The 22871-nt window shown below is 34.2% G+C and carries 21 protein-coding genes; 12 read left to right on the forward strand and 9 right to left on the reverse strand.

The window, feature by feature from the left end:
• Positions 1–92 precede the first annotated feature (92 nt).
• The 3 genes from I130_RS04065 to I130_RS04075 are packed head-to-tail and all read right to left on the reverse strand — an operon-like array spanning position 93 to position 2654.
• Complete coding sequence (locus I130_RS04065; RefSeq protein ID WP_034919749.1) at positions 93–572, reverse strand: DUF4296 domain-containing protein; 480 nt, start codon at positions 570–572, stop codon at positions 93–95.
• A 7-nt stretch (positions 573–579) separates the two neighbouring features.
• Positions 580–1923 (reverse strand): dihydroorotase, encoded by a 1344-nt coding sequence (locus tag I130_RS04070; protein ID WP_034919751.1) that lies wholly within the window; start codon positions 1921–1923, stop codon positions 580–582.
• Complete coding sequence (locus I130_RS04075) at positions 1923–2654, reverse strand: polyprenol monophosphomannose synthase (RefSeq protein ID WP_034919752.1); 732 nt, start codon at positions 2652–2654, stop codon at positions 1923–1925. Before I130_RS04075 ends, I130_RS04070 begins: the two co-directional genes overlap by 1 nt.
• A 172-nt stretch (positions 2655–2826) precedes the next feature.
• Between I130_RS04075 and I130_RS04080 the strand changes: the two genes are divergently transcribed.
• Both I130_RS04080 and I130_RS04085 read left to right on the forward strand, forming a co-directional pair.
• On the forward strand, positions 2827–3414 hold the full coding sequence (locus tag I130_RS04080; protein ID WP_232224032.1) for a DUF4271 domain-containing protein: 588 nt from the start codon (positions 2827–2829) through the stop codon (positions 3412–3414).
• A gap of 22 nt (positions 3415–3436) precedes the next feature.
• Positions 3437–4183 (forward strand): uroporphyrinogen-III synthase, encoded by a 747-nt coding sequence (locus I130_RS04085; protein ID WP_034919757.1) that lies wholly within the window; start codon positions 3437–3439, stop codon positions 4181–4183.
• Positions 4184–4346: 163 nt separating this feature from the next.
• Here the strand turns inward: I130_RS04085 and pckA are convergent, their stop codons facing one another.
• Both pckA and I130_RS04095 read right to left on the reverse strand, forming a co-directional pair.
• Positions 4347–5945 (reverse strand): phosphoenolpyruvate carboxykinase (ATP), encoded by a 1599-nt coding sequence (gene pckA, locus I130_RS04090; protein ID WP_034919758.1) that lies wholly within the window; start codon positions 5943–5945, stop codon positions 4347–4349.
• A gap of 78 nt (positions 5946–6023) precedes the next feature.
• Positions 6024–6413, reverse strand: coding sequence for a DUF423 domain-containing protein (locus I130_RS04095; protein WP_034919761.1), 390 nt, complete (start codon positions 6411–6413; stop codon positions 6024–6026).
• 75 nt (positions 6414–6488) lie between these two features.
• Here I130_RS04095 and I130_RS04100 point away from each other — a divergent pair, with 75 nt between their 5' ends.
• Positions 6489–7862, forward strand: a complete 1374-nt coding sequence (locus I130_RS04100) for a saccharopine dehydrogenase family protein (RefSeq protein ID WP_034919764.1) — start codon at positions 6489–6491, stop codon at positions 7860–7862.
• Between the two features lie 48 nt (positions 7863–7910).
• Positions 7911–8381, forward strand: a complete 471-nt coding sequence (locus I130_RS04105; protein WP_034919765.1) for an Lrp/AsnC ligand binding domain-containing protein — start codon at positions 7911–7913, stop codon at positions 8379–8381.
• Positions 8382–8848: 467 nt separating this feature from the next.
• Here I130_RS04105 and I130_RS04110 read toward each other — a convergent pair whose 3' ends face one another.
• Entirely contained in the window at positions 8849–9535 is a 687-nt protein-coding gene (locus I130_RS04110) for a zinc metallopeptidase (RefSeq protein WP_034919766.1), read from the reverse strand.
• A gap of 229 nt (positions 9536–9764) precedes the next feature.
• On the opposite strand from I130_RS04110, the gene pyrH reads away from it, so the two are divergent.
• From pyrH to I130_RS04150, 8 genes are all read left to right on the forward strand, one after another.
• Positions 9765–10472: a UMP kinase gene (gene pyrH / locus I130_RS04115; RefSeq protein WP_034919768.1), complete on the forward strand. Its 708-nt coding sequence runs from the start codon at positions 9765–9767 to the stop codon at positions 10470–10472.
• A gap of 149 nt (positions 10473–10621) precedes the next feature.
• The gene (frr, locus tag I130_RS04120; RefSeq protein ID WP_034919771.1) at positions 10622–11176 is read left to right on the forward strand and encodes a ribosome recycling factor; all 555 of its coding nucleotides are present in this window, start codon (positions 10622–10624) and stop codon (positions 11174–11176) included.
• 124 nt (positions 11177–11300) lie between these two features.
• Complete coding sequence (locus I130_RS04125; RefSeq protein ID WP_034919773.1) at positions 11301–13769, forward strand: DUF5686 family protein; 2469 nt, start codon at positions 11301–11303, stop codon at positions 13767–13769.
• Positions 13770–13986: 217 nt separating this feature from the next.
• Positions 13987–16401 (forward strand): efflux RND transporter permease subunit, encoded by a 2415-nt coding sequence (locus tag I130_RS04130; RefSeq protein ID WP_034919775.1) that lies wholly within the window; start codon positions 13987–13989, stop codon positions 16399–16401.
• Positions 16402–16466: 65 nt separating this feature from the next.
• The gene (asnS, locus tag I130_RS04135) at positions 16467–17909 is read left to right on the forward strand and encodes an asparagine--tRNA ligase (protein WP_034919777.1); all 1443 of its coding nucleotides are present in this window, start codon (positions 16467–16469) and stop codon (positions 17907–17909) included.
• Between the two features lie 10 nt (positions 17910–17919).
• The gene (locus I130_RS04140) at positions 17920–18774 is read left to right on the forward strand and encodes an RluA family pseudouridine synthase (protein ID WP_034919778.1); all 855 of its coding nucleotides are present in this window, start codon (positions 17920–17922) and stop codon (positions 18772–18774) included.
• A 106-nt stretch (positions 18775–18880) separates the two neighbouring features.
• Positions 18881–20338 carry an RNA polymerase factor sigma-54 gene (gene rpoN / locus I130_RS04145; RefSeq protein WP_034920475.1) on the forward strand — a complete coding sequence of 486 codons (1458 nt, stop codon included), beginning with the start codon at positions 18881–18883 and terminating at the stop codon, positions 20336–20338.
• Positions 20338–20943, forward strand: a complete 606-nt coding sequence (locus I130_RS04150; protein WP_034919779.1) for a hypothetical protein — start codon at positions 20338–20340, stop codon at positions 20941–20943. The genes rpoN and I130_RS04150 overlap by 1 nt, the downstream gene beginning before the upstream one ends.
• Here I130_RS04150 and I130_RS04155 read toward each other — a convergent pair.
• The 3 genes from I130_RS04155 to I130_RS04165 form a co-directional block, all read right to left on the reverse strand.
• Positions 20938–21642, reverse strand: a complete 705-nt coding sequence (locus tag I130_RS04155; RefSeq protein ID WP_034919781.1) for a porin family protein — start codon at positions 21640–21642, stop codon at positions 20938–20940. The genes I130_RS04150 and I130_RS04155 overlap by 6 nt on opposite strands.
• Before the next feature lie 106 nt (positions 21643–21748).
• Positions 21749–22228, reverse strand: coding sequence for an ExbD/TolR family protein (locus I130_RS04160; RefSeq protein ID WP_034919783.1), 480 nt, complete (start codon positions 22226–22228; stop codon positions 21749–21751).
• 29 nt (positions 22229–22257) lie between these two features.
• The gene (locus tag I130_RS04165; RefSeq protein WP_034919784.1) at positions 22258–22869 is read right to left on the reverse strand and encodes an ExbD/TolR family protein; all 612 of its coding nucleotides are present in this window, start codon (positions 22867–22869) and stop codon (positions 22258–22260) included.
• Between the last annotated feature and the right edge of the window lie 2 nt (positions 22870–22871).

The following is a 22871-nucleotide window of genomic DNA, read 5'->3' on the forward strand; positions in this document are numbered from 1 at the left end:
ACTTGGGATTCGGAAATTACTGAAGTATTAAGATAGCATGACATCTGTATTATTAAGGTCAATAGTATCTAGGGATTCAGAAGAAAGAAAAATTAATTATAGATACTATTGCTGGGTGCTTGCGTACCAAGGCTATCAATTAATGTGGTGTCTGGAATCTTCAGAGTATCTATATCTAGAGTATCTTTAATTTCTATTGCTCGCAAAGAATCTTCAATTCGTAGCTCTTCATCACGAATTACTTCCATCTTCGCCTTCATCACCTCTAGATTTTGCTTTACTTTTTGGTAGATACCATCAAATTTATCATACTTTTTCGCATAATAAGTCGTGCTTTCTGCTAGTTGTAAACTATCTATCTCATATTTAGAGTAGAGATACGTGTCTGGCTGAAGTCCTGTTTCTTCAAGAATCCGTTTGTTTTTATTCTTTGCAGAGTTTAATAAGGATAATTCTGTAAGAACGTCTACCATCTTGTCCTCAGATATTAAATTATCAGGTTTCTTGACTTCCTCTATATTTTGACAAGAACCCAAGAAACAAGCAATTATAAATATCTTTAAAAATCTCATATGGTTGTTATCTATCGAATGTTAACTGCTCTGCCACCTGAGTAAAAGGCATAAATTTGAAGTTCTTATAAACCAATTGGCCATTCACAAAAGTATGCGTAACTCTAGATTTAAAAGTAACCCCATCAAACGGAGACCAACCACATTTATAGACCGTGTTACTTGGCTGCACAGCCCATGGTGCATTGAGATCTATTAAAACAAGATCTGCTTTATAACCTTCTCTAATGAATCCTCTTTTTTCAATTTGAAAAAGAATTGCAGGGTTATGACACATCTTTTCTACAATCTGCTCTAGACTAATCTTTTCTTGGTGATGCATTTGCAACATTGCAGGAAGCGCGTGCTGTACTAAAGGCCCTCCACTCGGAGCTTTGGTATACACATTTTTCTTTTCCTCTTTTGTATGAGGGGCATGATCTGTTGCAATTACATCTATTCGTCCACTCAACAATCCTTTTAATAGAGCGTCTTGATCTTTCTTAGTTTTAATTGAAGGATTCCACTTTATAAAAGTTCCTTTCTTTTGATAATCTGAATCGTTGAACCACAGGTGATGTACACAAACCTCAGCAGTAATCTTCTTATCTTTTAAAGGCAATTTATTGTCGAATAATTTTATTTCCTTTTCCGTAGATATATGGAAAACATGCAATCTGGCACCTGTCTTTTTTGCTAAAGCAACTGCTTTGGAAGAGGAGATATAACAAGCCTCTTCACTTCTTATTTTAGAATGCAATTCAATAGGAATATCATCCCCATATCGCTCAATACATTCGGCCAAGTTCTTCTGAATAGTAGCTTCATCTTCACAATGAACTGCAATCATTAAAGGAGATTTCAAAAAGATCTGTTCTAAAACTTTTGCGTCATCTACCAACATATTCCCAGTAGAGGAGCCTAAGAATAATTTTAGGGCAGCAGTAGTTTTAGGATCTACCTTTAGAATTTCGTCTAGATTATCATTAGTACCACCAAACATAAAAGAGTAGTTGGCATAAGAGGAATTCTTAGCCAAATCGAACTTCTCCTGCAACTTTTCTATAGTGGTAGTCTGCGGATTGGTATTGGGCATTTCTATAAAAGAAGTTATCCCTCCAGCAACAGCAGCACGAGACCCAGTTTCTATAGTTTCTTTGTGAGTTAAACCCGGTTCTCTAAAATGCACCTGATCGTCTATAATTCCAGGAATAAGATAATTCCCTTCTGCATCGATCATCGTTAGGTCTGGAGATTTGGCACTTATACTATCGGCTATTTCAACAATAATCCCATTTTCGATAAATACATCTCCCTCCATAATTGTCCCTTCATTGACAATTCGTGCGTTTTTAATTAAAACCTTCTTCATTATTTTGACGTCTTATTAAAAAGACTTTTTAATTTCATATTAATTACTCCAAAAACAGCTTCAGAAATAATCCCACCACTCATTTTAGAATTTCCTTTTGTTCTGTCGGTAAAAATCACCGGAATTTCTTTAATCTCAAACTTTTGTAAATATGCTTTAAATTTCATTTCTATCTGAAATGCATATCCAACAAATTGTATTTTATTTAGGTCTATGCTTTCTAACACCGTCCTTTTATAGCAAACAAATCCAGCAGTTGTATCATGAATATTCATTCCTGTAACAAACCGCACATATTTTGAAGCCAGCCACGAAAGCAATACTCTACTCATTGGCCAGTTAATCACATTAACTCCTGTAACATATCTTGAGCCGATAGCAAGATCGGCTCCATTTTTCTCGCAAGTATTATATAAGCGAATTAGATCGTTAGGATTATGCGAAAAATCGGCATCCATTTCAAAAACATATTCATACTTATGAGCTAATGCCCATCTAAAACCGTGAATATAGGCTGTCCCAAGTCCTAGTTTACCTTGTCTTTCCTCGATAAATAGAGAACCAAAATATTCTGTCTGCAGCTCCTTTACCTTATCAGCAGTACGGTCTGGAGAATTATCATCTACCACCAAAATATGAAACTTACGCTGCAAGGAAAATATGTTCCTAATCAAGCGTTCAATATTTTCAATTTCGTTAAATGTGGGTATAATAATTATCCCATTAGACATGCCAGAAATTTTGGGCAAATGTAACCATTTTTGTCCTTTTCAAGTCTAATTTTACTTTCATCTTTAACGCTATTAATTATACATTTGTAAAAATTTATAATTGGAAGCAATAGAACGATATATAACCTCAAACGACCTACTTACCATTATTATTCTATTGGTATTACTAATATTGAGTCTAGCTAAGACATTATTTCAAAATAGGTTCGAGGATTTTATATCTCTTGCTGCTTCATCTAAATTTTTAGTGATAAAATCTAAAGAGCATAAACTGCTATTTGGCTTTAATGTATTAATGCTCATTGTGCACATCTTAAGTGTTTCATTATTCGTGTTTTTAACATATAGGCTACTAACATCTGAAACTCTAGTAGATTCTGGAAATTTATTATTGAGAATAATCACTGCGTACGGTTTTATAGTCCTTTTAAAGATTACCGTAGAAAAAATTATTGCTAACGTTTTTGACATAGATGAAATTATGGATGCTTATATTTTTCAAAAGCAAACCTACCTTAATTTTATCTCTCTGATTATCTTTGGGTTATCATTGTTTCTTGTATATAGCGATATTCCTAGTTTACCTCTTTTTTATATGATTATTGCGGTCATTATTATCGCTCTTTCCTACACTCTGTATGCGATTGTTAAAAAAAACCTCAGACTAATATCTCGTTTTTGGTTCTATTTTATTTTGTACCTTTGCGCTCTCGAAATCGCCCCCTATGTTGTTTTGTATAAGTTAATTACTAAGTACTAAAAATTCAAAAATTTATAACTATATGAAAGTGAAAACAATTTTAATATCTCAACCAGAGCCTAAAATAGAAAATTCACCCTATTTTGAGTTGGAAGAAAAACAACGAGTAAAAATTGATTTCATACCTTTTATTCATGTTGAAGGGGTACACTCCAAAGATATAAGGCAACAAAAAATAGATCTCACCAATTATACCGCCATTATTCTAACAAGTAGAAATGCAGTTGATCACTTTTTTAGAATAGCCGATGAAATGAGATTTAAAGTGCCAGATACTCTTAAATATTTTTGTTTAAGTGAAGCTGTTGCATTTTATTTACAGAAGTATGTAGTCTATAGAAAGAGAAAGATATATGTTGGGAAACGAACATTCTCTGAATTGTCTCCATATATTAAAAAATATAAAAACGAGAAATTCCTTTTACCAGCGTCGGATATGCTAAAACCAGACGTGCCTAAAATACTTAACAAATTAGGTGTTGAATGGAAAGAAGCTATCTTTTATAAAACAGTGGTTAGTGATCTTTCTCATTTAAGAAATGTTACTTATGATATCCTAGTGTTCTTTAGCCCAAGCGGAATTAAATCTCTGTTTGAGAACTTCCCAGATTTTGAACAAAAAGAAACTAAAATAGCTGTTTTTGGAAATACTACGATCAAAGCCGCCAAAGAACATGGACTGGTTTGCAATATAAAAGCACCAACTCCTGAAACTCCATCTATGACAATGGCGCTTCAGAAATACATAAAAGAAGCTAATAAGAAATAATTATTTTTTATTTCAATAAATAAAAGCCCGATAAATATATATTTATCGGGCTTTTACTATTTAAATATTTAATTTACTATAAATACTTTTATATAAAGGCTAAAAACAAAAAAACCTGATAAACTCTAAGAATTAATCAGGTTAAGTATGCTTTTATTTCAAACTACACTATAGGACCTCCAGAAAGGATCTCCTTATTAGAATTATCTTCATATTTCTTGAAGTTCTTTTTAAATGAATTAGCAAGTTCCATTGCCTTCTCATCGTAAGAGTTCTTGTCGCTCCACGTTTGCCTTGGATTCAAGATTTCACTAGGAACATTCTCACATTCTAATGGCATATTAAGACCGAATATAGGATGCTTCGTAAATTCCACTTCTTCTAATTTCCCTTCCAAAGCAGATTCTATCATGGCTCTGGTATATTTCAACTTCATTCTATTTCCTATACCGTATGCTCCACCAGTCCAACCAGTGTTTACAAGCCATACATTTACATTTGCATCTTTCATTTTCTTGCTTAACATCTCAGCATACTCTGCAGGATGTAAGGGCATAAAAGGTGCTCCAAAACATGCAGAGAAGTTTGGTTGTGGCTCATCCACTCCAGCTTCTGTTCCCGCAACTTTTGCTGTATATCCACTCATAAAGTGATATGCCGCTTGAGCAGGAGTTAGTTTACTAATTGGAGGCAATACACCAAAAGCATCTGCAGTTAAAAAGAATATGTTTTTAGGGTTTTCTCCAATAGAAGGCGTTGCAATATTATTAATATGGTCTAAAGGATAACTAACACGAGTATTAGGGGTAATAGAAGTATTTTCAAAATCTACGCTTCCATCTTCTTTTAATATCACATTTTCCAAGATCGCTCCCGGCTTAATTGCATTAAAAATATCTGGCTCATTTTCTTCTGAAAGGTTGATTACTTTCGCGTAACATCCTCCTTCAAAATTGAAAATTGTATTTTCTTTTGTCCATCCATGTTCATCGTCCCCAATTAACTTACGTTTTGGATCTGCAGATAAAGTTGTTTTTCCCGTCCCCGAAAGTCCGAAGAAAATAGCAGTGTCTCCATCTTTTCCTATGTTCGCAGAACAGTGCATAGGAAGTGCATTTTTATGCACAGGAAGTATGAAATTTAATGCTGAAAAAATTCCTTTTTTAATCTCTCCTGTATATCCACTACCTCCTATTAAAGCAATTTTCTTAGAGAAATTTAAAATAGAAAAGTTTGCTTGACGAGTTCCATCTACAGCAGGATCTGCCTGGAAACCAGGTGCATTAACTACGATCCAATCTTCTTTAAAGTTTTCAAGTTCAGATTCTTCTGGTCTTAAAAACATATTGTAAGCAAATAAATTAGACCATGGGTATTCGTTGATCACACGTATGTTTAGACGATAATTATCGTCTGCACAGGCATAAGAATCACGAACGTAAATTTCTTTTTCAGAAAGGTAGTCTACTACCTTGTCATAAAGCTTATCAAATTTATCAGAATCAAAAGGAATATTGATATCTCCCCACCAAACTTTATCTTTGGTTTCCTCATCTCTTACCAAAAAACGATCTTTTGGAGATCTCCCAGTAAATTCACCCGTATTAACGGCTAAAGCGCCTGTCGCTGACTCAACACCTTGGTTATTATCCAAAGTTATCTGGTGTAATTCTTCTGGAGATAGTTGATAGTGAGCAGTAGCGTTATTAATTCCGTATTTTTCTAACGATAACGATTTCGTAATTTGCTTATTTGCCAACATAAAAGTTTAAGTTGTGTGTTTGTTTAGGCATACAAAAGTAAATAAACTTAAGTTCATACTTAATAAAAACGTTCTAATTTATTTCTTTTTTAACTTTATAAAATGAACTAATAGCCAAGCCCAGCCTATAATTAATAAACTGCCGCCCAAAGGTGTAGCCAGCGCAATTACTTTAAAATCAATGCTTGTTAAATCGTTTGTGGCCAATAAATAAATGGATCCGCTAAACAAAATTACCCCAAAAATCAGCAAATAAAAGATCCCTTTAGAAAGTTGATGTCCTGTTGTTATTATTACTCCAAGGATCAATAATAATATAGAATGATAGATTTGATATTTAATTCCAGTTTCTAAAGAAATAAAGGAGTCTGGAGATAATATAGGTTTTAAACCATGCGTCCCAAAGGCGCCAATTACAATTCCTAAAAGCCCGAATATAAACCCTGCGATATAATATTTTCTCTCCATCCTATAATTTTATTAGTCTAAACAATTAAGTACATTCGTCCTTTAACATTACAAAACTAATTAAGAAAATTTAATATGCGACAAATATTAATAATTGGTGCCGGCAAGTCTACTTCGGTATTGATCTCCTACTTACTTAAAAAATCTGAATCTGAAAATTTATATCTAACCATCGGGGATTTAGATATAGAAAACGCGAAAAAACTTAGCCAAAACCATGAAAGATGCAAGGCCATTGTATTAGATGTTTTTAATAAAGATAGTAGGGAATCTGCAATTAAAGATGCCGATATCGTTATTTCTATGTTGCCAGCAAGATTTCATATAGAAGCAGCAAAGGATTGTATTAAATATAAAAAATCACTTGTAACGGCTTCATATGTGAGCAAGGAGATGAAAGCCTTAGATCAAGAAGTCAAAGAAAACGGATTGGTCTTTATGAATGAGATTGGTGTAGATCCAGGAATAGACCATATGAGTGCTATGAAAATAATAGATAGTATTCGAGATAAAGGCGGGAAAATGATCCTTTTTGAATCTTTTACCGGCGGACTTGTAGCTCCAGAAAGCGATACAAATCTTTGGAACTATAAATTTACTTGGAATCCTAGAAATGTTGTAGTGGCAGGTCAAGGTGGCGTAGCTGAATTTATTCAGGAAGGAAAATATAAGTACATCCCTTATCACCGCTTATTCCGAAGAACAGAGTTCTTAGAAGTAGAAGGTCATGGAAAATTTGAAGGTTATGCCAATAGAAATTCCCTAGACTACCGAAGCATTTATGGTTTGGAAGACATACTTACTCTTTATAGAGGAACCATAAGACGAGTTGGATTTAGTAAAGCTTGGAATATGTTTGTTCAGCTAGGTTTAACAGATGACACCTATACTATGCAGGATACTATGGACATGAGTTATAGGGATTTCATCAACTCCTTTTTACCTTATTCTCCAACAAATACCGTAGAGTTAAAACTTAGACATAATCTCAAAATAGATCAGGATGATATTATGTGGGATAAGCTGGAAGAATTAGATCTTTTCAACAAAGACAAAAAAATAGGATTAGAAAATGCCACTCCTGCACAAGCACTTCAGAAAATATTATCAGATAAATGGACACTTGCAGAAGATGATAAAGATATGATCGTGATGTATCATAAATTTGGATATGAGCTTAATGGTGAGAAAAAACAAATAGACTCTACTATGGTTTTAATAGGGGAAGATCAAACCCGAACTGCCATGGCTAAAACAGTAGGCTTGCCAGTTGCTATAGCAACTTTAGCTATTTTGAATAAAAAAATAACCACTCCCGGTGTTCAAATTCCAATCACTAGAGAAGTTTACACTCCAATATTGGAGGAGTTAGAATCTTATGGAATCGTATTTAAGGAGAAAGAAATCCCATATTTAGGTTATAATCCATCTGGAGGAGTTGGGAATTGATTAAAATAACAGTAATTTTTAAGCCCCCAAACTTAATAACCTGACCAAATGAAATATGTAGATGACCAAGTAACTATTGATGGTATTGATAAAACCATCCTTAATTATCTTATGGAAGATGCGCGAAAACCAATTCTTGAAATTGCCAGAAGTATTGGCATAAGTGGTGCTGCAATCCATCAAAGACTAAGAAAACTAGAAAAATCCGGCTTAATTGAAGGCTCAAAATTAATGATCAATCCAAGAGTTTTAGGCTATAAAACTTTAGCCTTTGTGGGTGTTTATTTGGATAAGGCTGTGAGCAATCCTCAAGCTGTAAAAAGATTAAGTGAAATCCCTGAAGTACTGGAATGTCACTATACAACAGGAAACTGGTCTATATTTTTAAAGATCCTATGTAGGGATAATGAGCATCTTATGAATGTTCTAAATAAGAATATTCAAGCCATAGATGGCGTGTCCAGAACAGAAACCTTTATCTCTTTAGATCAGCAATTAAAAAGGCAGATCAAAGTGTAGTTACTCATTTTAGGTTTTATTAAGAAAAAGAGGCATTGTGATTTACCATGCCTCTTTTTAATTAGAAATTAAACAATAATAGATTCTAAAATAAATTACCATTGTCGAATTCCTGAAATACATCAATTTCCTATGCTATATTTTTTATCAAGAATTTTAAGATGACTAAGAACAAAAAGAATCATTGGCCACGAATGCACGAATTATTGGTTTGAAAAATCCTGAAAATTATTCGTGAATTCGTGGCAATATTCAGAGAATCAATAAAACGGCGAATAATACTTTCAAGCTGAACTGGTTTCAACATCTTAAAACATGGAAATAAAATTTCTTTAACGGAATTTCAAACACTCCATTTCCTGCGCTTGTTAAAATTTTTATCACGGGTCTCAGGATGACGAAAAACCTGAATGTTGCTAGTTAAAAGTATAACTGGCGCAAAAGCGGAAAATCAGAATTTAAGAACCTTAATCCCTACCTAAGTAAATACTTACAAAGTAAAGCAAGGTTGCTAAAGAACCTATTGCAGCAACAACATACGTTCTAGCTGCCCATTTTAAAGAATCTTCTGCAGCATCATGTTCTGCTGCCGTTAACATATTTTCGGTTTCTAACCATACTAATGCTCTCTTACTTGCATCGTATTCTACTGGTAAGGTTACAAAACTGAATAAAGTTCCTAGTCCAAAAAGTACAATTCCAATTAATAATACAGTACTTCCTAAAGCTGTAGTCGCCATTAAAAGCAAACCACCCATGATCACCCATGTAGAAAGTTTAGAGGCTACACTAACTATTGGTACAAGTTGACTACGCATTCCTAACCAACTATATGCCTGCGCGTGTTGTACCGCATGTCCACATTCGTGAGCTGCGACAGCTGCAGCCGCAGCATTCCGTTGAGAATAAACACCTTCACTTAAATTAACGGTCTTTTTTTGTGGATTATAATGATCTGATAACATTCCAGGAGTTGAAATTACTTTCACATCAGTTATCCCATTATCAGAAAGCATTTTCTCAGCGATCTCTTTACCGCTCATTCCATTTTGAAGATGAACTTTAGAGTATTTTTTAAATTTACTTTTTAATTTATTACTTACATACCAGCTCACAGCAAATATGAGTCCCGCAATTATATAATATCCTATCATTTCTTTATAATTAGTTGTTTTTACATTTCAAATATAACAAAAACCCAGCCATTTTAATAGGTGTCAGTTTTATCAAAAAGTAAGCTCTAGGTCTATGCACAATGAGCTTCAGTAAATACAAATACTTAAAATTATGCTAAAAACTAAAGCTTCATTATAATCGGACGTAAGAGATTCTTTCCAATTTAAGATATTGTCTATATTTGCATCATTCATCTATAAACAGGATATGCACTACAAAAGAATTCTTCTTAAATTATCAGGCGAAGCATTAATGGGAAACAGACAGTATGGGATAGATCCTGATCGTTTGGCCGAATATGCTCAGGAAATAAAATCTGTGATAGACAAAGGAGTAGAAATTGCAATAGTTATAGGAGGTGGAAACATTTTTAGAGGTGTTGCAGGTGCAAGTAAAGGAATGGATCGAGTACAAGGAGACCACATGGGAATGCTTGCTACTGTTATTAATGGTTTAGCATTACAAGGGTCTTTGGAAGATGCAGGAATACAAACAAGACTACAATCTGCTATTCAAATTAACGAGGTTGCCGAACCTTTTATAAGAAGAAGAGCAATTCGTCACCTTGAAAAAGGACGTGTTGTAATATTTGGTGGAGGTACAGGAAATCCATATTTTACTACAGATTCTGCTGCTGTTCTTAGAGCAATCGAGATTCATGCAGATGTTATTTTAAAAGGAACTAGAGTAGATGGCATTTATACTGCAGACCCTGAAAAGGATAAAGCGGCTACAAAATTCGATTTTATCACTTTCGATGATGTCATTAGCAAAGGTTTAAAAGTAATGGATACTACAGCATTCACACTAAGCCAAGAAAATGAATTACCAATAATTGTTTTCGATATGAATACTAAAGGAAACCTTTTAAAAGTGGTTACTGGCGAAACAATTGGAACCAAAGTGAATTTATAAGTAAACTAAAAAATATAAACTTTTTTAAGTGAAGTATTATTCCCAGAATTAGAAGATTAGATTTTGAAACTAATTTTATAAATCTAGTACTCCGGAAAGCTTTCGGGATGAAAAACAAACACTTATTGAAGTATTAAAGTTTAAATAACATGAACGAAGATTTAAAATTTATTTTAGAAAGTACAGAAGAGAATATGCATAATGCTATAAAGCATTTAGAAAAACAATTTCTTAATATTCGTGCAGGGAAAGCAACTCCAGCTATGCTTGGAAGTGTAATGGTTGATTATTATGGGAGCATGACTCCTTTGGCACAAGTTGCAAACATCAACACGCCAGATGCGAGAACTCTTACTATCCAGCCATACGAGAAAAGTTCAATCACTGCCATTGAAAAAGGTATTATGTTCGCAAATCTTGGTTTTAACCCTATGAATAATGGGGAAAGTGTTATAATTAGTGTTCCGCCATTAACTGAAGAAAGACGTAAAGAATTAGTAAAGCAAGCAAAAGCGGAAGCGGAAGAAGCTAAGATCGGGATTAGAAACGACAGAAAAGTTGCTAATAACGACATCAAGAAATTAGAGATCTCTGAAGATGAAACTAAGATTGCTGAAGAAAATATTCAGACTTTAACAGACACACATATTAAAAAGGTTGATGCTGGTTTAGAAGTTAAGGAAAAAGAAATCATGACTATCTAAACCTAAGATCCTCTTAAAATATATTAAAATCGGCTTTAGAATATTATATTTGGTTCAACCTAAGTAATATAATATTTTAAAGCCGATTTTTTTTATTCAACAATTATGAGGAATTAATAAGTATATGCGAACACTAATTACCCTAGCTTTATTTATTCTTTCCTGCTCTAGCCTTGTGGGGCAAAACACTATAAAGGGTCAAGTAATAAATTCTAAAAATGGGGATCCACTAGCCTATGCTACTATAAAGATTTCAGAAAATAGTCAAACTCTCACGAATATAGATGGAAGTTTTAGTCTAACAGCAAATGCTCAAGACACTATTTTGACAGTTTCTTATATTGGATTTTCTAGTAAAAAGATTAAAGATCTTGAACCTTCCGTCTTCTACATAATAAAATTACAGCCTTCTGCAGAAGATCTTTCGGCCGTGATGATATATTCTAAAGAAAACCCTGCAGATAAAATCATTCGAAGAGCGATAAAAAGAAAAGAGGAAAATGACCCTGAAAAGGCTCTTAATAGCTTTCAATATAAAAGCTATAATAAATTCATTATAGATAATGAAACCTCAGGCATCAGTACCCAAACTGATACTTCTAATATAGAAATTAGGACGATTATCAATAAAGGTCGAGCCTATCTTTCAGAAAAAATTGCAACTCATTTATTTATCAAACCCAATAAGAGAAAGGAATTAGTAGAAGGTACTAAAACTGCAGGTTTCAATAAACCAGTGTACGATGTATTAGCTTTAAAAGCAGAACCTCTCTCTCTTTACAAAAGTAACTATCAATTATTTGATACAGATTACGCCGGGCCTCTTGCAAATGCAGCCTTTAGTAATTATACTTATAAAATATTAGACACTATTAGCATAGAAGGCAGATCTTCTTATATGATCTATTTTAAGCCAAAAAGGGAAAAGAAAGTTGCGGGATTAGAAGGTGTTTTATACCTAGACACCACTAGCTATGCAATACAAAAAGCAACTGCACAATTACTTGGGGCTGTAGATTTAGTAGTAAATCACAACTATAACTATTACAGTGCTCAAGATCTGTGGTTTCCAAGCAACCAAACAATCATATTAAAACCTGGGTCTGGCGGAAAAGACATTTCAGTTTTCGGTGGAAGTATTTCTTTAGGAACAGTGCAGCGTAAAAAGTCTGTTTTAAATACTGTAATAGGATCTGGGGAAATTGAATCGGGTTTGTTTTTGGAATCTACCACAGTTAATTATGATCTCAAGTTCAATAATGAGGTGTTAATGCCAAAATATGCCGCCACTATAAATGTATTACAAGATGCAAATGAAAGGTCGGTTAATTATTGGGAAGCCAATCGGCAAATTCCATTTAGTTTAGAAGATGAACTTACTTCTCAAAAAGTAGACAGTATAATAAGAACTCGCAATATAGAGCGAAAGATCAGGGTAAAAAAAGCTATTTCTAACGGTAAATTACCTGCAGGAATCTGGGATTTTGATCTAAGTAAATTTTTTAAGTTCAACAATTACGAGGGAATTCGCTTAGGAGCAGGAGGAACTACCAACGCCGGTTTTTCTGAAAAAATTAGACTTCATGGATATTTAGTTTATGGCTTTAAAGATTCCAAATTCAAATATGGGCTTGGTGCCGGAACATTATTAAGAAAACGCACAGATACATGGTTAGATATAAAGTATAGCGATGATATTCGCGAGGTTGGAAGTTTTAAATATTTAAAAGGCATCAATGATTTTTCAATATTAGAACCGCGCTTTGTAAATATCAGTTTTTATTATAAATATCAAGCATTACAGGCAGGATTAACCCATAGATTCACTCCTAAATTGGAGACAGAATGGGTAATAAATAGAAGTGATATCTCACAAATAGGGAATTATGCTTTTGTAAATAACAATAAACTTTATACAGACTACACGATATCAGAAGCCACAATAGGTTTTCTATATCGCCCTTTTAGTACATTTCTAAATACACCAGAAAGCAACCAAATAATCAACAAAGGATATCCGCAATTCACCGGACAAGTTTCAAAAAGTTTTTCTAATATTTTAGGAGGAGATTTTGATTTTACTAAAGTCGGCTTAAAAGTAGAATATCAGGTAAATAGACTGGATCTTTCTAACACTCAATTTACATTAGATGGAAATTATGCTTTTGGAGATATCCCGCTAACACATGCATTTCATGCCTTCCCCAACAATCCCAATAAAGCAGAGATACTAAATAGATTCTCCATAGCAGGAAAGATTAGTTTTGAAACAATGTATTTCAATGAGTTTTATAGTGATCGCCAAGCTGCGTTGCACATTAGGCATCAGTTTCGACCAATAAGAATTACCGATACTTACAAACCCGAACTGGCGCTACTTAATAGATTTATAATTGGAAGTTTTAAGAATATAGAAGCGCACCAAAATATCGAATTCAATTCCCTTAAACACGGTTATTCTGAGGCCGGTTTAGAACTCAACAAATTGCTTGGAGGCTTTGGGCTTAGTTTTGCCTATAGGTATGGCGCTTATCACTTACCAACCTTCAAAGAAAATTTCGCCTTTAAGTTTACCTTGAATCTAAAAATTTAGAAAGTAGGTCATTTCCTAAAACCAAATTAAGTGTCTCAGGATAAACCAATTCGAAGGTTGAGGTTTGACATGTAGGCAATTTTATGATAATTATTAGGAAGGAAAATACTTTTAAAATTTCGAGACTGCACGATAGTTACCAGTAAGAGAATTAAACCCTCAATGAGAGATTAATACCAAGGCTTTTCTTAACTTTGCCCGCGCACAAAAAACAGGCATGTCAAAAATTTTTAGTTTTGGATTTTGGAATTCCATCGCTCGGGTAATTCTTAGGAATAGACTCGTTATCATTGCGATTATTATTGGTATAACCATATTTCTTGCGTCACAATGGCAAAATATGCGGTTTTCTTATACCGAAGCAAATCTTTTGCCAGACGATCATGAGATCAATATTACCTACAATAACTTTCTAGACAAATTTGGAGAAGAAGGGAACATCATAGTTCTTGCAATAAACGATTCCACTCTTTTTACTCCTGAAAAATTTGCCGCTTGGAATAAACTTTCAGAAAAATTACAAACTTATCCAGAGATAGAAAATGTAATTTCTCTTGGTAACTTAAAGAAACTAAAAAAATTCGATAATCCTAAGAGGTTTGAGATGGTTCCTTTACTCAAAAAAGGAAAATTAGATAGTACTCAGGTTGCTGGCTATAAAGATGAGATTTTTAATAAATTGCCTTTCTACGATAATCTGGTTTTTAGTAATAACACCAATACTGTACAAACAGCGCTATATATTAAGGAAGAAATAGTCAATTCCAAAGAACGAAAAATCTTTGTTATAGACGAGCTAGGTCCGCTTATAAAGCAATTCGAGATAGATAATGACATCAATGTTTATGTGTCTGGAATGCCATACATAAGAACATTGAACTCACAAAATATTATAGATGAGATAGGCTTATTTATTGGGGGTGCTTTACTTGTAACTTCTTTGATCTTCTTCTTTTTCTTCAGATCTGTTAGAGCAACACTAATCTCTATGGTTACGGTACTTATTGGTGTTATGTGGGCCTTCGGAGTAATTGGACTATTACACTATGAGATCACAGTACTTACAGCACTAATTCCTCCTCTTATCATTGTAATTGGGGTCCCCAATTGTATATTTCTAATTAATAAGTATCAGCAGGAGATCAAGAATCATGGGAATAAAGCGAAATCTTTGCAACGTGTTATCACTAAGGTTGGGAATGCTACCTTACTTACCAACCTGACAACTGCCTCTGGTTTTGCAACCTTTATCCTTACCGACAGTAAGCTATTAAAGGAATTTGGTATTGTTGCGTCCATTAATATTATTGCCATTTTTATACTAAGTCTGGTGATCATCCCTATTATTTATAGCTATATGTCTTTACCAAAAGACAAGCACTTAAAGCATCTTAACAAAAAATGGATCGGCGGATTTGTAGATTGGGTGGAGCGTATGGTGCGTGACCATAGAATTGCTATCTATATTTCTTCTATCTCATTGTTGGTTTTAAGTATTATAGGAATTTACACCATTAAAACTTCAGGAAGTTTGTTGGAAGATATGCCGCAGGATGCAGCTTTTTTCAAGGATATTGAGTTTTTTGAAGAGGAATTTAATGGAGTAATGCCTTTGGAAATTTTAATAGACACTAAAAAGCCTAAAGGAGCATTAAAACTTTCCACCTTAAAGAAAATGGAAAGCTTGGAGAATACTATAGAGGAGGTTCCAGAATTATCTTCTCCCCTATCTTTGGTTAGACTTGCTAAATATTCTAAGCAGGCTTATTACAATGGGAATCCTAAGTATTATCAATTACCAACTTCTCAGGAACAAAACTTCATTGCGCCTTATTTAAAAGGAATATCTTCTGAAGGTAATTTGCTAAACTCATATGTAGACACCACAGGACGATATGCCAGAATGACTACATTTATGAAGGATATTGGTACCGAAGAAATGGAGCGAATTGAAACTGGCTTATGGCCACAAATCAATAAAATATTCCCTCCAGATAGGTTTGAGGTTTCCCTTACCGGGAAAGCACTTATTTTCCAAAAAGGAACCACCTACTTGGTAAAAAATCTAATTATATCACTTTCCCTTGCTATACTGTTGATAGCATTGTTAATGGCGTGGATGTTTAGATCTTTTAGAATGATCCTTATCTCCCTAATTCCAAACTTATTACCATTAATTGTAACTGCAGGAATGATGGGCTTTATAGGAGTTCCTATTAAACCATCAACGATCTTAGTTTTCAGTATCGCTTTTGGAATCTCAGTGGACGATACCATACATTTTCTGGCGAAATACCGGCAGGAGTTAAAAGCAAATAACTGGAAGATCAAAAGATCTGTGTATGCCGCATTAAGAGAAACAACTGTAAGCATGTTCTATACCTCTATAGTCTTGTTCTTCGGGTTTTCAGTATTTATGATAAGTAGTTTTGGAGGTACCGTAGCATTGGGAGGATTGGTTTCAGCAACACTACTATTTGCCATGTTATCTAACTTATTACTGCTACCATCGCTTTTGCTTTCTTTAGAAAAAAGTATTGCCAATAAAGAGACCTTAAAAAAACCTTCCATGCAGATTATCATAAATGAAGATGATGATGTGCTTTTGGACGAAGAAAACGAATTAAAATAAAATGGGGTTCTTGTTAAGCTAGCAAGGAAAAATTATCTTTGAATCCCTATAAAAATATAAGTAAAATGATAAAAGCTAAAATTGCTGATTTATTAAACAGCGATCAATTCTTACAGGAAGTTGAAGTCAAAGGATGGGTACGATCTTTTAGAAGTAATAGATTTATAGCCATTAACGATGGTTCTACCATTAATAACATTCAATGTGTTATAGATTTTGAAAACACTCCTGAAGATGTTCTTAAACGAATTACCGTGGGAGCTGCTTTAATGATTAAAGGGACTTTAAAAGAAAGTTTGGGGAGCCAGCAAAGTGTTGAAGTGGAGGTAACTTCAATTGAGATTCTTGGGGACGCTAATCCTGAAGAGGTGAAATTAACCATCTTATCTCCTAAAAAGCATAGTTTAGAAAAGTTAAGAGAGCAAGCACATTTAAGGATTCGCACCAATACATTTGGAGCTGTGATGCGTGTTCGGAGCAAACTATCTTTTGCGGTGCATAGTTATTTTCAGCAGAATAATTTCCATTACGTGAACACTCCAATAATAACTGGTAGTGATGCCGAAGGTGCAGGAGAAATGTTCAAAGTAACAGGAATGGATTTGAACAATCCTGAAAGAGACGAAAAAGGAAATATAAATTATAAAGAAGATTTCTTCGGAAAAGAAACAAATCTTACGGTTTCTGGGCAATTAGAAGCAGAAACTTATGCAATGGGTCTTGGGCAAGTGTATACATTTGGTCCAACTTTTAGAGCTGAAAATTCTAACACTTCTAGGCACCTTGCAGAATTTTGGATGATAGAGCCAGAAGTTGCTTTTTGTGATTTGGACGGAAACATGGATCTTGCTGAAGATTTTATAAAATATGTGGTTTCTTACGTTTTGGAGAATTGTAAAGATGATCTTGAATTTCTTGAAAACAGACTGAAGGATGATGAGAAAACAAAACCAGCTGCAGAGCGAAGTGAATTAGATCTATTAGAGAAATTAAAATTCGTAACAGAAAATAATTTCAAAAGAGTAAGTTATACTGAAGCTATAGATATTCTAAAAAATTCTAAGCCAAACAAAAAGAAAAAATTCCAATATCCCATTGAAGAATGGGGAGCAGATCTACAAAGTGAGCATGAACGCTTCTTAGTTGAAAAACACTTCAAATGCCCAGTGATCCTTTTTGATTATCCTGCAAATATTAAGGCTTTTTACATGCGTCTTAATGAAGATGGCAAAACTGTTAGAGCCATGGATATCTTGTTTCCAGGAATTGGAGAAATTGTTGGAGGCTCTCAAAGAGAAGAACGTTTGGATGTTCTTAAGGAGAAAATGAAAGCTCTAGATATAGACGAGAAAGAACTTTGGTGGTATTTAGATACCCGAAAATTCGGAACTTGTGTACACAGTGGATTCGGACTAGGTTTCGAAAGATTAGTTTTATTTGTAACAGGGATGACCAATATTAGAGATGTAATTCCTTTCCCTAGAACACCTCAAAACGCAGAATTTTAAATTCCACTAATTGAAAATAATCGAATCGCATATTGTTCCTGCAGTCGCTACAAAAATACGATTGCAGGAATACGCGGTTGGAATTTTTAGAATGCTTCCTTCCAAAAGCGGACTTAAAAAAGCCATTAAGAAAGAAGAAATCCTTTTAAACGGTAAAGTAGCAAAAACTTCAGATTGGATTGAGCAACACCAGAAAATAGATTTTATTCAGAAGGAAGAAAAACAACTCAAAGTCTTCCAGCTTAAACTGGAGGTGGTTTTTGAAGATGATCATTTAGCAATTATCAACAAACCATCTGGCTACCCAACCAGTGGCAACTATTTTAAAACCATAGAGCATGCGCTTCCTTACAATTTAAAAGCCTCTGCTCTACCCGACGCCTTAATTTATCCTCTTCCTGTTCATAGACTAGATAACCCAACAAGTGGTTTGTTGATTGTGGCAAAAACAAAGTCGGCGCAAATTAAACTGCATCAAGATTTCGAGGAGAAGAAGATTCAAAAAACATATTTAGCTTTGGTGAGGGGTGAAACACCAATGCAAGCTGCTGTAAAGACTAATATTGAAGGAAAAGAAGCTTTTACTAATTATAAAACTTTGAAATCCTTTCAGTATCAGGATGCCACTTATTCATTATTAGAAGTTGCTCCAAAAACAGGTAGAACCCATCAGATAAGAATTCATCTTTCCACTGCTGGCTTTCCGATTGTAGGTGATAAATTATATGGTTCTAGCGAGGTTCCCTTCAGAAAAAAAGGACTATATCTTGCGGCTATAAAATTAGAGTTTTTACATCCTATAGATAAAACCCTACTTAAAATAGAAACAGAATTCCCTTCAAAATTCAGCAAGGCAATAAGTTAGCCTCTTCACATCTATTCTTAACAAAATTTTACGAAAGCAATTTGGATGCCAAAGCTACAATAGCATGCTTTTTGCTTATTTTTGTGTAAAGCGCAATTTACTACCTATGCTAAAGCAGCAATTAAATTTTAAATTATCCCAAAAGCTCTCCCCTCAGCAAATACAGTTGATGAAGCTTATTCAGTTGCCTACGCAAGCTTTTGAGCAGCGTATCAAGGAGGAATTAGAGGAAAATCCTGCGCTGGAAGATGGGAAAGAAGACCTTGATGCGGAATTCGATGATGAGTTTTCTAACGACGAATATGATAATGATGATAACGACAGTATTGATGCAGATATCAATGTGGACGATTATCTAAGTGATGATGAAGTACCAAATTATAGACTTCAGGCAAACAATTATAGTGCAGATGATGAAGAAAAAAATGTTCCATATGCCTCTGGGACTTCCTTCGCACAACATTTAAAAACACAGTTAAGTACTTTCAGACTCACGGAACTTGAGCAAGAGATTTCAGATTTTCTAGTAGGGAGTGTAGATGAAAGTGGATATATAAGAAGAACTCTACAGGATATAGTAGATGATCTTGCCTTCACCCAAAACGTATATACCGATGAAGCTTCGGTGGAAAAGGTTTTGAAAAAAGTACAGGAATTAGATCCTGCTGGTGTAGGAGCTCGTTCTCTACAGGAGTGCTTATTAATACAATTGAAACGCAAGGAAGTAACTAAAGAAGTTTCGTTAGCTACAGATCTCCTTGATAAATCTTTTGACCACTTCAGCAAAAAGCACTATACCAAACTACTTGCCAAGCATGATATTACTGAGGATGAACTGAGAGATGCCATTGATGTAATAGAGCATTTGAATCCAAAACCGGGTGGAGCTTTTTCAGGAAACTTAAGAATGGTGGAGCATGTTATTCCAGATTTCGCTATTAAAATTATTGATGGGGAATTGGAACTGACTCTGAATGGTAGGAATGCTCCAGAAATGCATATTTCTAATGATTATAGCAACATGCTTAAAGGCTATAAGGAATCTAAGGAGAAAACAAAGTCGCAAAAAGATGCGGTAATGTTTATTAAGCAAAAGCTGGATTCTGCCAAGTGGTTTATAGACGCAATTAAGCAGCGTCAACAAACTCTAATGGTTACCATGAGTTCTATAATGAATTATCAAAAAGAATTCTTCCTTAGCGGCGATGAGCGTAATTTACGGCCAATGATCTTAAAGGATATTGCAGATGAGATAGGAATGGATGTTTCTACCGTATCTCGTGTTGCAAATAGTAAATATGTGGACACTCCTTATGGAACAAAGCTTATTAAAGAATTTTTTTCGGAATCTATGACGAATGATCAAGGGGAAGAAGTTTCTACTAGAGAGATCAAAAAGATTTTAGAAATATCTATTGATGAAGAAGACAAGCGAAAGCCACTTACAGATGATAAACTAGCAAAATTATTGCTAGAAAAAGGATATCCAATAGCTAGAAGAACGGTTGCAAAATATAGAGAACAACTGGATATTCCAGTAGCTCGAATGAGAAAAGAGATTTAATGAAGTTCTTGATTAAGAGTGCTTCTTATATTTTTCATCCTTTATGGATGCCTTTTGCCGGGAGTTTATTTTATTTTCTAGTTACTCCAAGATTTTTTCCGTTGCCATTGATTCAGGCCAAATTACTGGCTATTGCAATTACTACCTTATTTATTCCAGTAGTCTTTTATTTTCTTCTGAAAAATTTAGGCAAGGCAGAATCTGTGTTTCTAAAAGACGTTAACCAACGTCGTTGGCCGTTATTTTTCTACAGTTTACTTATAGGCCTAAACCTTTATCAGATTTTAAATATCTATAATTACCCTGCATTGTATTACTTCTTTGTAGGAATCTTATTTTCAATCTTAACCGCGTTCATATTAGCTTGGCTTAAATTAAAAATAAGTTTACATATGCTGGGCCTTTCAGGAATTTTAATGTTTGTTTTAGCATTAAGTATCTACTACAGACTCAATCTAATTTATAGCATAGCCTTTTTAATAGCAGCATTAGGACTAACCGCAACTTCAAGACTACTTTATAAAGCTCACACCTGGTTAGAATTATTTCTTGGCTTCTTTGTTGGATTTTTACCGCAATTAATAGTTCTTAATTACTGGTTATAGAATATAGAACATCAAACCTAGTTTAATTGTAGTGATTCCAACTGGTGTATTGTTTAGCTGAGCATCCTTAAAGAAGGGATTTAAGCTATAATAAACGTGAAAATTAAAGGTATTATATCCAAATGTGAAAGTAGTTCCTAAACGTAACCTATCCAGCTCTGGAACGTCGGTTTGAATAACTTGATTATCTCCTTGCCGAAAATTAGATTTAAAGTGATAAACATATCCCAGTCTCAATCCAGTATAAACTCTCCAAAACTTATAAGAATCTGGAGAAGAACTACGCCATCTAAATTCTAAGGGCATTTCCACTAGTTGGGTAGAAAATCTATTGGTATCATAATCTACCTCTGGATCGCTTAAATTTCTGAAAATGGTATTATTATTATCATCTTCCCCAATAAACATTTCTTGTCCATAGGAATTTAAAGACCAACCTAAGCCAGCCCCTAAAGCGATATTACGACGTTTATTAATTGGAAAGTCTCTAATAAAACCTAAATGAACTCCGCCTGAAAAACCAGATTGGGCAACAGACTCTGGGAGATCTCCCAAAAGATGAAAAGTAAGACCAACATAAAATTGATCTTCTCTGTAAAGACTATCAATGGGTTTTAATATAGAATCTGTAGCAACAGCTTGAGAAAATGAAGGCAATAATGCGAAAAGGCCAAATACAAAAAATAAGAGTTTTTTCATTTTCAAAAGCTTAGGTCGCGTAAATATTCAGAAAGTTAAATATAAAAAAAACATCCCATCCGGTAGATCCAGATGGGATGTTTTATAAACAGTAATGTAACAGTTTTTAATTATTCTTAGCTACCTCTCCAATTCGGGTTGTGTAGTTAATCTTAAGTGCTTCTGCTTTTCTTAATTCTTGTTTAATATCAGATACCAATCCCATGTTAGTTTCAACATCTACTTTTAAAGCAGTTGTTAAGTAAGGGATTAACTCTTCACGTTTGGTCTCTCTTTCAGCATAAATAAATTTTTGGATATCTTTTACATCTGCAAATTTATCATTTAACTGAATTCGAGCTTCACTACCAAATTTCTGTGTATATCTAGAACTTGGTTTTCCTGCATAAATATACATTACCAATTCTTTTCTATCCAACTTCTCTACCTGGTCTGCAAAGGGTAACTTATTATCAATCATCAACGTATTTTGACGCATTACCGTAGCCACCATAAAAAAGAAAAGTAACATAAAAACGATATCTGGCAATGAAGCCGTATTTACCGCTGGTAATTCACCACTCTTTTTCTTTTTAAATTTAGACATAACTAGATTGAATTAAATATTATACTAATCTAAGAGCCTTTTGGCTCTGCTTCAGATAACAACTGAGGAAACATTTCCTTAACTTGATCTATCTGCTCTCCCATCTTATCCTTGTTACCTTTGTAATTAGGATCGTTGTATTTAGCTTCCATTTCAGTATAATCCATACCGAACAAACGATTTGCTTCTCTGTTTCTTAACTCATTATAAGCAGCAACCAATTCATTCTGAACAGAAATATAAGTTCTATATTCTGTCTGACGGTCATTTACCAATGAGATAATAGCTTTCTTCGGATTATCTGATGCTTGCGGATCTCTAGCTCCTTTACAGTAACTACATCCATCTTCACCAACTCCTCCTCCATTATCCAGAAAGTCCATAGCAGCTTTACGTAATTCGCCAAGTTGCATTACCTGATCTTCAACTAATAAATCGTTATTTCTGTTAACGATTACAGTAAAGATATTTTTCTGTTTAATTACTGGTGGAACAACGTCCTCATCTTGAATAGGGGGCAACTTACGGCTGATTCCCCTATCGGTCTCAATTGTTGTAGTAACCAGGAAGAAAATTAATAGCAAAAATGCTATATCGGCCATAGAGCCGGCATTCACTTCTGGTGCTGATCTTTTAGCCATAA

This window comes from Gillisia sp. CAL575 (genome assembly GCF_000403785.1).
Lineage (GTDB): Bacteria > Bacteroidota > Bacteroidia > Flavobacteriales > Flavobacteriaceae > Gillisia.